This is a genomic window from Lutispora sp., assembly GCF_041687175.1.
In the GTDB taxonomy this organism is placed as follows: Bacteria; Bacillota; Clostridia; order Lutisporales; family Lutisporaceae; genus Lutispora.
The window spans coordinates 13,675-27,736 of the sequence record NZ_JAWLCK010000028.1; the positions used below are offsets into that span (position 1 = coordinate 13,675).

General features: G+C 39.3%; 11 protein-coding genes. 3 read left to right on the forward strand and 8 right to left on the reverse strand.

What is annotated here, in order from left to right; translation table 11 throughout:
- Window positions 1-154: 154 nt before the first annotated feature.
- Window positions 155-1,159, reverse strand: coding sequence for an asparaginase (locus ACESM9_RS06400; protein ID WP_372996442.1), 1,005 nt, complete (start codon window positions 1,157-1,159; stop codon window positions 155-157).
- A 214-nt stretch (window positions 1,160-1,373) separates the two neighbouring features.
- On the opposite strand from ACESM9_RS06400, the gene ACESM9_RS06405 reads away from it, so the two are divergent.
- The 3 genes from ACESM9_RS06405 to thrB are packed head-to-tail and all read left to right on the forward strand — an operon-like array spanning window position 1,374 to window position 3,797.
- Window positions 1,374-1,850: an ACT domain-containing protein gene (locus tag ACESM9_RS06405; protein ID WP_372996444.1), complete on the forward strand. Its 477-nt coding sequence runs from the start codon at window positions 1,374-1,376 to the stop codon at window positions 1,848-1,850.
- Window positions 1,851-1,861: 11 nt separating this feature from the next.
- Window positions 1,862-2,923: a threonine synthase gene (thrC, locus tag ACESM9_RS06410; RefSeq protein ID WP_372996465.1), complete on the forward strand. Its 1,062-nt coding sequence runs from the start codon at window positions 1,862-1,864 to the stop codon at window positions 2,921-2,923.
- 13 nt (window positions 2,924-2,936) lie between these two features.
- Window positions 2,937-3,797 carry a homoserine kinase gene (gene thrB / locus ACESM9_RS06415; RefSeq protein WP_372996446.1) on the forward strand — a complete coding sequence of 287 codons (861 nt, stop codon included), beginning with the start codon at window positions 2,937-2,939 and terminating at the stop codon, window positions 3,795-3,797.
- Between the two features lie 77 nt (window positions 3,798-3,874).
- Here the strand turns inward: thrB and ACESM9_RS06420 are convergent, their stop codons facing one another.
- The 7 genes from ACESM9_RS06420 to hpf form a co-directional block, all read right to left on the reverse strand.
- On the reverse strand, window positions 3,875-5,854 hold the full coding sequence (locus ACESM9_RS06420; RefSeq protein WP_372996448.1) for a methyl-accepting chemotaxis protein: 1,980 nt from the start codon (window positions 5,852-5,854) through the stop codon (window positions 3,875-3,877).
- Window positions 5,855-5,972: 118 nt separating this feature from the next.
- Window positions 5,973-7,080 (reverse strand): peptide chain release factor 2 gene (gene prfB / locus ACESM9_RS06425; protein ID WP_372996450.1). Its coding sequence is split into 2 segments (ribosomal slippage): window positions 5,973-7,004 and window positions 7,006-7,080, totalling 1,107 coding nucleotides; the frame shifts between segments, so codons are not numbered across the junction.
- A gap of 15 nt (window positions 7,081-7,095) precedes the next feature.
- On the reverse strand, window positions 7,096-9,690 hold the full coding sequence (gene secA / locus ACESM9_RS06430; RefSeq protein WP_372996452.1) for a preprotein translocase subunit SecA: 2,595 nt from the start codon (window positions 9,688-9,690) through the stop codon (window positions 7,096-7,098).
- A 273-nt stretch (window positions 9,691-9,963) separates the two neighbouring features.
- A complete protein-coding gene (locus ACESM9_RS06435; protein WP_372996455.1) occupies window positions 9,964-10,572 on the reverse strand; it encodes a DUF5317 domain-containing protein in 609 nt (202 codons plus the stop codon).
- Window positions 10,562-11,860 (reverse strand): HD-GYP domain-containing protein, encoded by a 1,299-nt coding sequence (locus ACESM9_RS06440; RefSeq protein ID WP_372996457.1) that lies wholly within the window; start codon window positions 11,858-11,860, stop codon window positions 10,562-10,564. The genes ACESM9_RS06435 and ACESM9_RS06440 overlap by 11 nt, the downstream gene beginning before the upstream one ends.
- A 174-nt stretch (window positions 11,861-12,034) precedes the next feature.
- Window positions 12,035-12,691, reverse strand: coding sequence for a hypothetical protein (locus ACESM9_RS06445; RefSeq protein WP_372996459.1), 657 nt, complete (start codon window positions 12,689-12,691; stop codon window positions 12,035-12,037).
- A gap of 140 nt (window positions 12,692-12,831) precedes the next feature.
- Window positions 12,832-13,359, reverse strand: coding sequence for a ribosome hibernation-promoting factor, HPF/YfiA family (hpf, locus tag ACESM9_RS06450; RefSeq protein ID WP_372996461.1), 528 nt, complete (start codon window positions 13,357-13,359; stop codon window positions 12,832-12,834).
- Window positions 13,360-14,062 lie beyond the last annotated feature (703 nt).

A 14,062-nucleotide genomic window follows, 5' to 3' on the forward strand; every position in this document is an offset into this window, starting at 1 on the left:
TTTGCTATAAGGTATTCCTTTGGGGTCAGTCGCTAGTCTCTGGTCGCTGGTCACTTGTCATGGCCTAGGGATTCCTATAGGGTCTTGCTACGGGCTGCGTAGCCTGGGGTATTTCTTTTCCGTCCTGACACGAGGCACGCGTGTTTTAGTGTTTTTAGTGGTTTAATTTGAAGTCCGGTTTTATTTCTCCTATTTTATCTCCTTGGCTGTTCTTTATGTTCATTGTATAGAAGTGTTTCAGTTCTTCCAGTTCCTCATGGTTTATGAGCTCAAGCTGTTTTAGGGTTTCAAGGACTACTGAGGGCAGCACCTTAACATTCCCATCTTCCATCTTTATGGCTATGCCCATATCCTTTCTCATTGCTCCAACACAATATACTCCATCTGAGCCCAGCTTGGCCACCAATCTACCTCTTGTGACTTTCATCAGTTCAGTATCGAATGCTCCTGTCCCTGCGATCATTTCAGGATAACCGGTCATAGCCATAGCTACTTTTCTTATTGGAGCTACATATTTTTCATCTACATGGGAAGGGTTCGCCAATTTCATGTAAGCCTTGGCCATGTTTATTAAAGGCATAGCATGGACAGGGGCACCGCAACCATCTACACCAATTATTATTTTTTCCCTATCCATTTCGGCAAAATATGCAATAACATCCAGTATCATTTGTTGTACAGGGTTATTTATGTCCAGGTAGGTACTTGCATCAAAGCCTTCTTTTGCTGCTATAGCCAACATCCCTGCCTGCTTACCGGAGCAGCTATGGAATACATTTTTCTTTTCAACGCCTTTTTTCACATAATCCATTGTAACTTTAGAGCTGATGGAATAGGAGGGTCCGCATTGAAGGTATCTTTCATCCAATCCAATCTTGTATAGTATGGATAGCACTGCCAAAACATGAAACTCTTCAGCATAGTGGGAGCCGCAGATTACTGCAAGTTCTCTTTCCGTCAATCCGAAATAATCTATAGCGCCGCTTTCCAAAACTGCACAGGCTTGAAAGGGTTTGGCAGCAGAACGCATGTATGCGAGTTTATCGGGGTCTCCCAGATATGCAATCTTTTCTCCTTCACCATTTACAACAACAATATCTCCTCTGTGAATATTCTCAACCACCGGGTCCCTTGTTTCTTTTACGAGTATTTCCGACATGATTTCATCTCTCCTGATATTTTAATCCATTAATAATATACATTTCTTTTGATAGTTTTTCAATAATTGGTTACAGTTTACTAGTTACGGGCAACGAGTTGCGAGTATTTGGGAAGTCCTCTGGGATCTTTTGTGAAACCACACTAATCCTGTTCTCTATTCTTTCTTGCTAACTTTTCAAATTTGTGCTAGAATATGCTCATGTCATATACATATGTATTTTATATGCGTACAGAAAGGTGATGAAAAAATGGCGGTGGATAGAATGTTAATAGTTCATTCTAATGTGCTACCCGATGTATTTGAAAAAGTTATAACAGCCAAAAGGCTGCTAAAAAGAGGAGAGGCTACTACAATCCAGCAGGCCTGCGAAATGGTATCTTTGAGCCGCAGTACTTTTTACAAATATAAGGATACTGTGTTTGATTATACCACTCAGGAAAGGGGTAGGATAGTCAATCTTTTCATGCTACTGCGCCATGAGCCGGGAGTTCTTTCTGACATCATCAATGTTATAGCTTCATTAAAAGGTAATATTCTTACCATAAATCAAAACATACCTGTAATGGATGTTGCATCTTTGACAATGACTGTTGATACAAAATTCATGGATGTGACCCCAGACCAGCTGATAAAACTTTTGTCCGACAAGAGAGGTTGCAACAAAGTAGAAATAATTGCTATGGAATAGATAAACTTATTATGCGAGGAGTGCTTGAGTTGTATAAAGGCTTAATAGAAAGGTATAAGGATTATTTAAAAGATATCTACTGTGATAATATAATTACTCTAAATGAGGGTAACACGCCCTTTATCGAGTCCAGTAATCTAAAGGATATTGTAGGTGATTGCAAACTATATTTCAAGTATGAAGGAGTAAATCCTACCGGTTCCTTTAAGGATAGGGGCATGACTGCAGCTATAACTAAAGCTGTAGCCGATGGCTCCAAAAATGTGATCTGTGCCTCTACAGGCAACACTTCGGCATCTGCGGCGGCTTATGCAGCTAGAGCCGGAATAAGATGTATCGTGCTTATACCGGAAGGAAAAGTAGCCATGGGAAAGTTAGCCCAGGCAGTAGTATACGGAGCGGATATTGTTCAGATAAAGGGTAATTTCGACCAAGCCCTAAATCTGGTAAAAGAAGCTGCCGAGAAATTTCCAGTAACTATAGTAAACTCAATTAACCCCTATAGATTGGAAGGTCAGAAAACAGGAGCCTTTGAAATATGTGATGACTTGGGCAAGGTACCAGACTATCAGTTTATGCCTGTTGGAAATGCGGGGAATATATCTGCCTACTGGAAGGGCTATAAAGAGTATAAGGAAAACAATGTAATAGACAGACTGCCTAAGATGATGGGGGTCCAGGCTGCAGGTGCTGCCCCCATAGTAGAAGGAAGGGTTATAGAGAATCCTGAAACCATCGCAACTGCCATCAGAATAGGTAATCCCGCCTCCTGGGATAAGGCTAATGCTGCCCTGAGAGAATCCCAAGGTGCAATAGATAAGGTCACTGATGATGAGATCTTGGAAGCTTACAGACTATTATCCTCCAGAGAGGGTATATTTGCAGAACCAGCTTCCTGTGCAAGTCTGGCAGGGTTGATGAAATATGCCAAGACCCATGACCTTTCAGGAAAAACTGTGGTCTGCATATTAACAGGCAATGGTCTGAAGGATCCTGATACTGCTATGAATAGAGATATAAATATGATGAATATATCTGCTGACATAAATGATTTGATGGATGTTCTTGCATAAAGGCGGTGGTATTATGATGGAAGTTGTTGTAAAAGCTACCACTGCCAATCTAGGGCCGGGTTTTGACTGCCTTGGACTGGCCTTGGATATTGAAAACAGAGTGAGATTCATCAAGTCTCATAAGGATTTTTCTGATAAGAACAACATGATATATATGGCAGCAAAAAAAGTATTCGATATAGCAGGGAAAAACATGCCAATGATTGATATAGAGCAGCAGGTAGGCATTCCCGTATGCCGTGGCTTAGGCAGCAGTGCTGCTTGTATTGCTGCAGGATGCATAGCCGGTAATATCATGTCGGGTGCAAATCTGTCTATAGATGAATTAATAGAAATTGGAACTGAAATAGAAGGTCATCCGGATAATATTGTGCCTGCCTTTTTAGGTGGTTTCACCGTTTCTTCCATGGATGAAGGAAAGGTAGTGTATTATCGTCGAGAGGCTTACGAAGGTTTCAAATATGCTGTAATGTATCCTGAGTATACATTGCCTACTTCTCAGGCAAGAGGAGTCCTGCCTAAGGAGATTGCCTTCGGCGATGGAGTGTTTAATGTTGGCAAAGCCTCCCTCTTTACCGCTGCTATGATAGCAGGAGATGGAGAATTGCTGAAGTATGCCTGCAAGGATAAGCTTCACCAACGCTATAGGAAGAGCCTGGTACCGGGATTTGATGAAATAGTTGATAAGGCTCAATCCCTGGGAGCATTGGCCAGCTTCCTAAGCGGAGCGGGTCCTACCATCATTGCAATATTATCCAAAGATGAAAAGGGGTTCGAGATTGCCATGAGGGAGCATTTGAAAAGCGTAAAAGGGAATTGGACTTTGAAGGTTGTAGGGGCATCTAATGAAGGGGTAAAAATAGTAACAGATTAATAGGTGTGTATAAATCATTTGGACGGCACATATGCCGTCCAAATGATTTATACACACCTATTATTTCCATTATTTCGTTACAGTTTAAACCTTCCTATTGTTTCTTGGAGGTTTTCTGCCATTGCATTGAGTTGGGCAGCAGATTCATTTATCTGCTGGAGGGCAGAGGCTTGTTCTTCTGTGCCTGCCAGAATGTTCTGGGTTCCTTCTGATGTAGCTATGGATACTTGGCTTACCTTATCCAGTGAAGCGTTTATCTTGCTCATCTCATCCTTCAGCTGGTAAATCGATTCTGACACTTCGATAATTTTCTCTGATACAGTCTTAATCATAGAGATGATTTTATCAAAGGCGCTGTTGGTTTTTTCTATAGCTTCCACGCTATGCTCCACATCCTTCAGTCCTTCATTCATAGCATCAACTGTATCCATGGTTTCCTTCTGAATTTCTTCTATAACTTTTTCTATATCCATAGAGGCTTCCTTGGTTTGGTCTGCTAATTGTCTTACCTCATCAGCCACTACACTAAACCCTCTTCCTGCCTCTCCTGCCCTTGCTGCTTCTATAGCTGCATTAAGAGCAAGCAAATTTGTCCTTTCTGCAATCTCCTGTATTATCTTTACAATACCACTTACTTGTGAAGACTTAGTACCCAGCTTCTCTACCAAAGCAGCAGAGTTTTCTACATTGGACTTGATTACTTCCATTCTCTCATTTACAACTTTAATATTATCTGAACCTTCCTGAGCCTTTTGAGCTGCTTCTTTGGCAGAATCAGCAACTTCCTTGGAACTTTTGGAAACATTTTCAACAGATAAGGTTACTTCATTCGCAATATTATTAGTTTCTTCTAGTGAAGTCAGCTGGTTTGAAGCTCCTTCCGCCACATTGGCCACTATAGCTGATATTTCTTCTATGGAAGCTGCGCTGATATTGGCTCCGTCACTGAGTTCTCTTGAAAATACATTAACTTCTTCTACCGCCTTGTTTACTTCTGCCAAAATTGCCACCAGTGAGTCTGCCATGGCATTGAAGGATTTCTGCAACTTTCCTATCTCATCATTTGATTTAATTGTTATTCTCTTTGATAAAATACCGTTTTCATATTCTCCTGCCACCTTAGACATTGCCAAAAGTGGTTTGGTAATCATTACAGCTAACAAATAGCTTGCTACAGCTGCTATAAGGAAAGCAACTATTGCAGTAGTGGCGTATTTGACCTTTTCTTCCTCTATAGGTTCCAATGCTTCCCATAGCTCTATTTCGCTGATGATACCCCATCCAGTGGAAGGTATAATATCATAAGTGCCTATTACTTCTTTTCCCTGGCTGTTTTTGTATTCTTCTGTTCCCCTTTGACCTTTTACAACATTAACGGCACCTTTTATCATATTGGTCACTGCATTATACTCTTCGAGAACCATCTCTTTATACTTGGGATGTGCAAGTACAATGCCATTCTTGTCCACTATGTATGTATAACCAGTATTTCCTGTCTTTATATTTTGACATATGAATTGAATATTATCAAATCCTACCTGAGCACTTACAACCCCTGCCGGTCTCATAGCCTGATCCAAAACTGGAATGGATATGGTGAACACGGGAAGGTGTAATTTTTCATCCATAAAGGAGTTGGAAATATACCTTTCCCCCTTCAAAGCCTCTTTATACCATATTTCCTCACCAATGTCAGTACCATTCAAAGATGTATCTGTAGAAAACAGCACAATGCCGTTGCCATCGGCTAATGTGGCTCTCTTGATGCTATTATCAGCTGAAACCAGTTTTCTTACTACCCTCTCTCTTTCGAAGCCTTCCAAAGCTAATATATCAGCTGATTGAGGAACAATCTCTATTATTTTAGCTATTTGGTTGATGTAATTGTCAAACTTCTCAAGGTAGTTCTTATTCACTGATTCATTGAGGGCTTGTACACTTGTTGTCAAATTTTCTGTAGAAGCTTTTAGTGCTATAGAAAGCTGCACAAATAAAGGCGCTATGGTGAAAATTATGACCAAGACACAGATCCTAAACTTTAATGTAAAAAGTTTCAAATATTTCTCCCCCAATCTCTGTTATATGTTACAGAAATGTAGCACAAATTATTTAGAATATAAATCCACTACCTATATTTTAACAAATTTTTTATAAAATACATAGAAAAAAACAGACTTATGTCTGCTTTTTCCACTTTAAATATGCATTTATAAAATTGTCCAGTTCTCCATCCATTACTGCATATACATTTCCTGTTTCTTCACCGGTTCTATGATCCTTAACCATACTGTAGGGGTGGAATACATAGGAGCGTATCTGGCTGCCCCAGGCTATTTCTCTGTACTCCCCCTTAATATCCTCTATTCTCTCTTTCTGCTCCTGCTCCTTTAACTCCAAAAGCTTTGCATAGAGCATCTTCATCGCCATTTCCTTGTTGCTGTGCTGGGATCTCTCATTCTGGCATTGGACTATTACTCCTGTAGGAATGTGAGTTATCCTGACTGCCGAATCAGTCTTATTTACATGCTGCCCTCCAGCCCCTCCTGATCTATAGGTATCAATCCTCAAATCGTCAGGATTAATATCTATCTCCACATTATTATCCAGTTCAGGCATTACATCCACCGAGGCGAAGGATGTGTGACGCTTCCCCGCCGTGTCAAAGGGTGAAATCCTCACTAAGCGATGTACACCTTTCTCTGACTTAAGGTAGCCATAGGCATTCTCCCCTTCAATGAGAAGGGTTGCACTCTTTATACCCGCTTCAGTATCCTTTAACATATCCAAAACTGTTATATTATAGTTCTTGCTTTCAGCCCATCTTGTGAACATTCTAAGGAGCATATCCGCCCAATCCTGAGCTTCTGTCCCTCCTGCTCCGGCATGAATGGCAAGTATGGCATTATTTTTGTCAAATTCTCCTGTTAGCAATGTTTCAATGGTAAATCTGTCAATGTCCTTCTTAAGCTGTTTTAATTCTTCATCTATATCATCTAATAAGGAAGCATCTTCCTCTTCTTCACAAAGATCTATTAATACCAGGATATCATCATAGGCTTTTTTAAGTTCATCGATTTTATCAATTTTCTCCTTGAGTCTTTTTGATTCCTGAAGTACCTTAGCAGCATTTTCCGAATCATTCCAGAAGTCCTGTTGCTCCATCTTTGCATGGATTTCTTCCAGTCTCTCCTTCAGCCTCTCAGGGTCAAAGAGACACCTCTATATCCTGAATTGCCGTCTCTAAATCCGGCAGCTCAAGTCTATACTGATCAAGTTCAATCATAATTTTTCCTCCAATCTAGTTCTCATTTTTCCCGCAGCATTTTTTATATTTCTTGCCGCTGCCGCAAGGGCAGGGATCATTTCTCCCTATCTTTGCTTCCTTCACTATAGGCTTGTATCCACCGCTTTGCTCCTGGTTGGTGGAAACTTCTTCCGCTACCTGCTGCCTTTGTGGAACTCTATTGACGCTTACATTAAATACATACTTTATTGTTTCCTGCTTAATATTATTTATAAGCTCCATAAACATGTCATAGCCTTCAATCTGATAAGCCTGAACAGGATCCTGCTGTCCAAAGGCTCTTAGACTTATACCATCTCTTAGCTGATCCATGGCATCCAAATGATCCATCCACTTGGAATCTACTACTCTCAGAAGTATTACTCTTTCCAGTTCTCTCATGTTCTCCGGACCTATTTCTGCCTCTTTGGCTTCATAAAGTTCCAAAGACTTATCCAGTATGGCTTCCTTAAGCTCTTCCTTTTCCAAACCGCTTATATCAGAAACTTTCAAAGTCCTCTTCGGCAGGAAGGCATTATGGAGATACTCCAATAATCCAGTAATATCCCATTCCTCTGGATACTGGCTGCCAACTGTGAAATTATCCACAGCATCGAATATTACATCCTTCAGCATATCTATTATTGAGCTCTTTAAATCCTCTTCCATGAGAACTTGTCGTCTTTGAGCATATATGACTTCCCTTTGCTTGTTCATTACATTATCGTACTGAAGCACATGCTTTCTTATGTCAAAGTTTCTTGACTCTACTCTCTTCTGTGCATTTTCTATGGCTTTAGTCAGAAGGTTGTGCTCAATGGGCATATCCTCTTCCATGCCTATGGTTTCCATAAGATTCATAATCCTATCTGAACCAAACAGTTTCATAAGGTCATCTTCAAGGGATATATAGAATCTGCTGCTTCCTGGGTCACCTTGTCTTCCGGCACGACCTCTCAACTGATTGTCTATACGCCTTGACTCATGCCTTTCTGTACCTATTATATGAAGACCTCCCAGTTCTTTAACACCTTCGCCCAACACAATGTCGGTACCTCTACCTGCCATGTTAGTTGAGATTGTCACTGCATTCATCTGGCCTGCTTTGGCAACTATTTCTGCTTCCTTCTCGTGGTATTTGGCATTGAGCACTTCGTGAGGTATTCCTCTCTTCTTAAGCATGCTGCTTAGAAGCTCGGATTTCTCAATGGAAATGGTGCCTACCAATATAGGTCTGCCTTTTGCATGAAGCTCTGCAATCTCATTTACCACCGCATTGAACTTACCCTTCTCATTTTTATATACCACATCTGGATAATCTTCTCTTATCATAGGCTTATTTGTGGGTATCTCCACCACATCCAGATTATATATGGCTCTGAATTCATCTTCCTCCGTCTTAGCTGTACCTGTCATACCGGCCAGTTTATTATACATCCTGAAGTAATTCTGGAAGGTTATGGTAGCCAGTGTCTGGCTTTCTCTCTCTATCTTTACTCCTTCCTTAGCCTCAATGGCTTGGTGAAGTCCGTCGCTATAGCGTCTGCCATACATAAGCCTTCCGGTAAATTCGTCAACAATTATTACTTCTCCGTCCTTTACCACATAATCAATATCCCTCTTCATCAAGGCTCTTGCCTTTAGAGCTTGATTTATGTGGTGCTGTATCTCCATGTTCTCTGGATCCGCCAGGTTTTCTATGCCAAAAAACCTTTCTGCTTTAGCTATACCTTCTTCTGTTAGCATTACTGTCTTGGCTTTTGGATCCACAGAGTAATCTCCTCTGTTTTTAATAGTTTCTTCATCATCTTCCTGACCTTCAAAGTACTTGGTCAGCATTTCCGCCTTACTTTCTTCTTTAGTATCCGCGCCTCTTCTCAATGTTTTCACAAAGTTATCTGCTATATAATAAAGATGAGTGGATTTTTCTCCTACACCAGATATTATCAGAGGTGTTCTGGCTTCGTCTATCAGTATGCTGTCCACCTCGTCCACTATAGCGTAGTTCAACTCTCTTTGAACCATCTGCTCTTTGTAGATGACCATGTTGTCCCTCAAATAATCAAATCCAAACTCATTGTTAGTTCCATAAGTTATATCGGAATTATAGGCAGCCTGTCTCTGAGCATGATCCAATCCATGGACAATCAGCCCTACAGATAAGCCCAGGAAATTATACACCTTGCCCATCCATTGGCTGTCACGGGTTGCCAAGTAATCGTTTACCGTTACAACGTGAACTCCTTTGCCTTCTAAGGCATTGAGATATACAGGCAAAGTAGCCACCAAAGTCTTACCTTCACCGGTCTTCATCTCTGCAATCCTTCCCTGATGGAGCACAATGCCTCCAATGAGCTGGACTCTGAAATGCCTCATACCTAAAACCCTTCTGGAAGCTTCCCTTACCACTGCAAAGGCTTCCACCAGCAAATCATCCAATGTTTCACCATTGGCAAGCCTGGATTTGAACTCATCTGTCTTAGCCCTCAGCTCCGCATCGCTTAGAGCTTGCATCTGTGGTTCCAGTGCTTCTATTGCATCTACTTGCTTTTCTAATTTTTTTATTTCTCTATCATTCTGATTGCCAAATATCTTTGTCAAAAAAGACATATATCATCACTCCTCAAATCATCGGACATTGAACGAGACTTCATTCAGAGGAGGATTCAACCTCCTCTGAATGTTAGCCGAGTCCATGCTGGACTTAATCGCCCTTTGTTTGCCGCTGCCTAAAGCAGCGGAGACTTAGGGCGAATTAGTCCAGTATCCACTTAATTTTATCATAATAGAATTATTATAACAATGCATTACCTTGGGTATTCCTTTTTTGTATTGTTACGAGCTGCGTTGCCTAGGGAAGTTCAAATATAAAAGACCCTAGAGTTACACCCTAGAGTCTATTTGTCTATTTTTCAATTTACCTATCAGACCAATTTTCCATTTCCCATCTTTCCCCAGCATAAGATGCTGCATATAAATAAATATCCCAATAGCCATCAATACATCTCCTATGCTGTAAACCTTTGGTCTTGGAAAAAACTTTGGTAAAGCCAATACATCAGCTAAGAATTTAAATTTAGTGCTATCAACTAACGGAGTATGGGTTACTATCCGACCATTAACTATAGCAGCTGCGTTGTCAAGTAGTCCCAAATACTTAAGATCTTCAATGGAGACAGGCATTTGTCCTCCGTTTGCCATTATCACTACAAAATTAAGAAAAACCCCTGCTGTAATAATCCAAAATGGATATTTATCCCAATTCATAAATAAACCAATGAATAATAAGATATATGATAACAAATGTATGAATGGTATCCCATCAACAACCAATTTTACACCTTTGGAAGCAAAATACACTGCTGAAAACTCAACTAAGAAGGAAGCCCCTATAAAATACCATCCTCTAATCTCGCCCGAGGATATATTGGAGAATTTTCCTCCTCTCACCTTGCCTACCAGCAGGCCACTTCCCATGCTCTCAACCAGCACGCTTTTCTACCTCCCCTTTATACCCTAGCATCTTGATAAATTCATTGGCTACTATGGGGTTGAATAGAGTCCCTGATTCCCTCTTTATTATCTCTATAGCCTCCTCTTCAGTCATGGCCCTTCTGTAAGGCCTATCGGAGGTCAATGCATCATATACATCGACTACACATAGTATGCAAGCCTCAAAAGGGATCTCGTCTTCCTTCTTCCCATCTGGATAGCCTGTACCATCGTAATGCTCATGATGGCCCATAACTATGTCTGCTGACTCCTTTAGGAAATCAATTCCCTGTATAATCTTTGAACCTATGACAGGATGAAGTTTTATCTTGTCATATTCATCAGTAGTAAGTCTTCCAGGTTTATTTAGGATATGCTCATCTATCCCAATTTTGCCAATATCATGGAGCATGCCAGCAAATCTTAGATTTTCCAAAGTTTTATGAGATAATTTCAACCTCTTGCCCAGATTATATGCTAATTCGCTTACTCTCTGGGAATGACCCTGAGTATATGGATCCTTAGCTTCTACAGCCTGGCATAGTGCCTTTACCGTATCCAGATACATATTCCTCATATCTACATAAAGTTTAAATGAATACCTGGCAAGGAGCAAGGGACCAAAGAATAAAAGAACACCCAACATTCCATAGTTTATGTATGCTATAGCCATAATTATGCTCAAAGGAGCTATGGCAAAATAGTCTCTTATAATCCAAATAATATTGGTATACAATTGCTTAATTAGGCTATCACTAGATAATATTGCCATAAGTATTGACATTATTATAGCATTTATGACTATGTATACTACTATGCTACCAAACATGGGTAATATATTTATAAATTCTAACTGACCTGGAGTGCCTCCTAATGCTTCATAACATAATCCCGCAAAACCAGATGAAAGCACTATGTTTGCTCCATTGAATAAAGTCTTATATATAGGAGTATTAAAAATATGCATACGCTTACCATCTACATTAAGTATCCTAAACATAATACCTATACTTGCTAACCAACTCGCCTCAGGCACACCAAAAATAAGAAGCAGTGTAAAACCTATTGCAAAACCTACAGACACACCACCTCTTTTATTAGGTGTTAAAATAGCCATAGATTCAGCCACGATTGAAAGAAAAAGGAAAAATATAAGCTCAGAAGTATGAATTGATCTATTTCTGTTTAAAGTAACTATTGTAAAACAAACTCCGAAAATAATAATAGATATAATATAAATTTTGAGTTTCTTTGGCATGTCATCACTCCTAAATTTAATGACCGGCATATTTACTGCTTATACCCAGCTTATATGTGCTCCTCCAGCTAATATAAGAGAAAGAATAGTTATTAATATAGCAACTATCTTTTTCACGGTTTGCCCCCCCTTTTTTCTGAACTCTGTCCTTCCGCTAATAAGACAGGCAAACTCACTCCGCTAAGTAAAAATGCCGGTCAAATCTTAAACCATTTTGCTTATCAACCGATTCAATGCGTTTAATATAGACTTTGCAACTGCTTCATTTTCATCGGTTTTGATCATACTGCTGCCAATAAGGAGATTTTCACTATTCTTATATGTATAACCAACCAAGCAGAGAAAAATATCTCTGCCGGCAATTCTTGTCCTCTCAATGCCTTCAAGGTAAAATATGCTGTTGATGTTTACAAAGGATTCAATGGCCATTATAGTTGCTTCAGCAACTGCTTTATATTTATTTGATATGGATTTTACCTTAATGCTTGAACCTTCATAGGTTTTCCCCTCATTCTCCAGAATCACAGTAGCTTTAAGGCTGTTTTCCATATTCATCATAACTATACTGCCTATCTTGAGACGATTATCCCTAATCCCATTTTCTTCTATCTGAGCAATACTTATTACCTTATAGTCCACCTCAATATTGAACCTTGCGCTGACAGCTGATTGAATATCTCTCACCAGCTGCTTTATATTTTTTCCTGTCCCACACAATACATGAATGTCCTGAATTTCATTTTTCTCCCCTAATATAACCTTGCACGACAGTACATCAGGAATTCTACAAATGAGGTCTTTTATTTCTTCTTCCAACATCAGCTTATTATCATCCACATAACTCACCTCTATTGACATCATCACATAAATATATTCGACCAAAACTTGTCAATTCCTCTATGAAAATAAAAAATGAATCAGCTGGACTATTTATTTTGTTTTTTGTAAAATGATTACAAATATTGAATATTAAAATAGAGGCTTCTTATGAAGCCTCTATATCAAAATTCAGGTTCGATTAAACCGTAATCTCCGTCTTTTCTCTTGTATACTACATTTACTTCATCACTATCTGCATTGTAAAACATAAAGAAATTATGTCCAAGGAGCTCCATCTGCAGCACTGCCTCCTCCACAGGCATTGGTTTCATAGCAAATCTCTTAGTCTTAACTATTCTTGGTTCTTCATCATCTTCTTCATGATTAAAGGAGAAATTTTCAAATCTTACACTTCCGTCTTTAATTCTTCGTTCAAGCTTGGTTCTGTATTTTGCAATCTGTCTCTCAAGCTTTTCCACAACGTTGTCAATGGATGAGTACATATCCTCGGTAGCCTCTTCACCCCTTAAAATTACACCGTTAAAGGGTATGGTAACTTCTATGATATGTCTGTTTCTCTCTACTGTCAAAGTTGCGTTTGCTTCAGTATCAGGGTTGAAATACTTTTCAAATTTGGATAGCTTTTTCTCCACTCTCTCTCGCAAGGCATTGGTTACTTCAATATTCTTTCCACTGACTTTTATGCGCATACAAACATCTCCTTTCGCAACTATTATGCTACCGTTTATATATAATTTATTCTACATTAGGTTAAATAATCCTTCTATCCTTTATCCATTATTTAGTTATATTTATAACGAACCGCCTTCATAAACTCCCATCTGGATGACACGGTATTAAACAATAGAATTTTTGAATTTATTGTCACTTATAGTCCTTTTTTGGTGAATACTTATTAGATTACATAACATATTTACGATTCATTTATTCTCAAGCCTTTAGCCGTATACCATTAAATTATGAAACAAATTCATTTAGCCACAATGTTATCCACATAGAAAAACCTAAAAACTGTGGATAATGTGCATAAGTCTGTTGATAACTTATATTTAAAGGGCTAATGGTGTTAAAAGATTGTTGATTACCTGTGAAGTAATAATTATATAAAAATTTGTGAAATATATTTATGTATATTATTGAATATTTATGTGTATTTATACATTTTGCACTGGTCCATGATCTTCAGTCGCCAGTGTTAAGGTATTCATTTAGGGTATTAGATCCTTCGGTAAAACCTCAGGATGACAGGACTAGGGTAGGGCGTTGAGATAGCGGAACGGTTATGAACCGTTCCCTACATCGCTGTGCTCATGATGACAACTTTTGCTTTTGTATCTTATAAGGTTTGGGGTAAATCGAGTAGGAGGTAGGTGATTATTTCGCCTACCGACC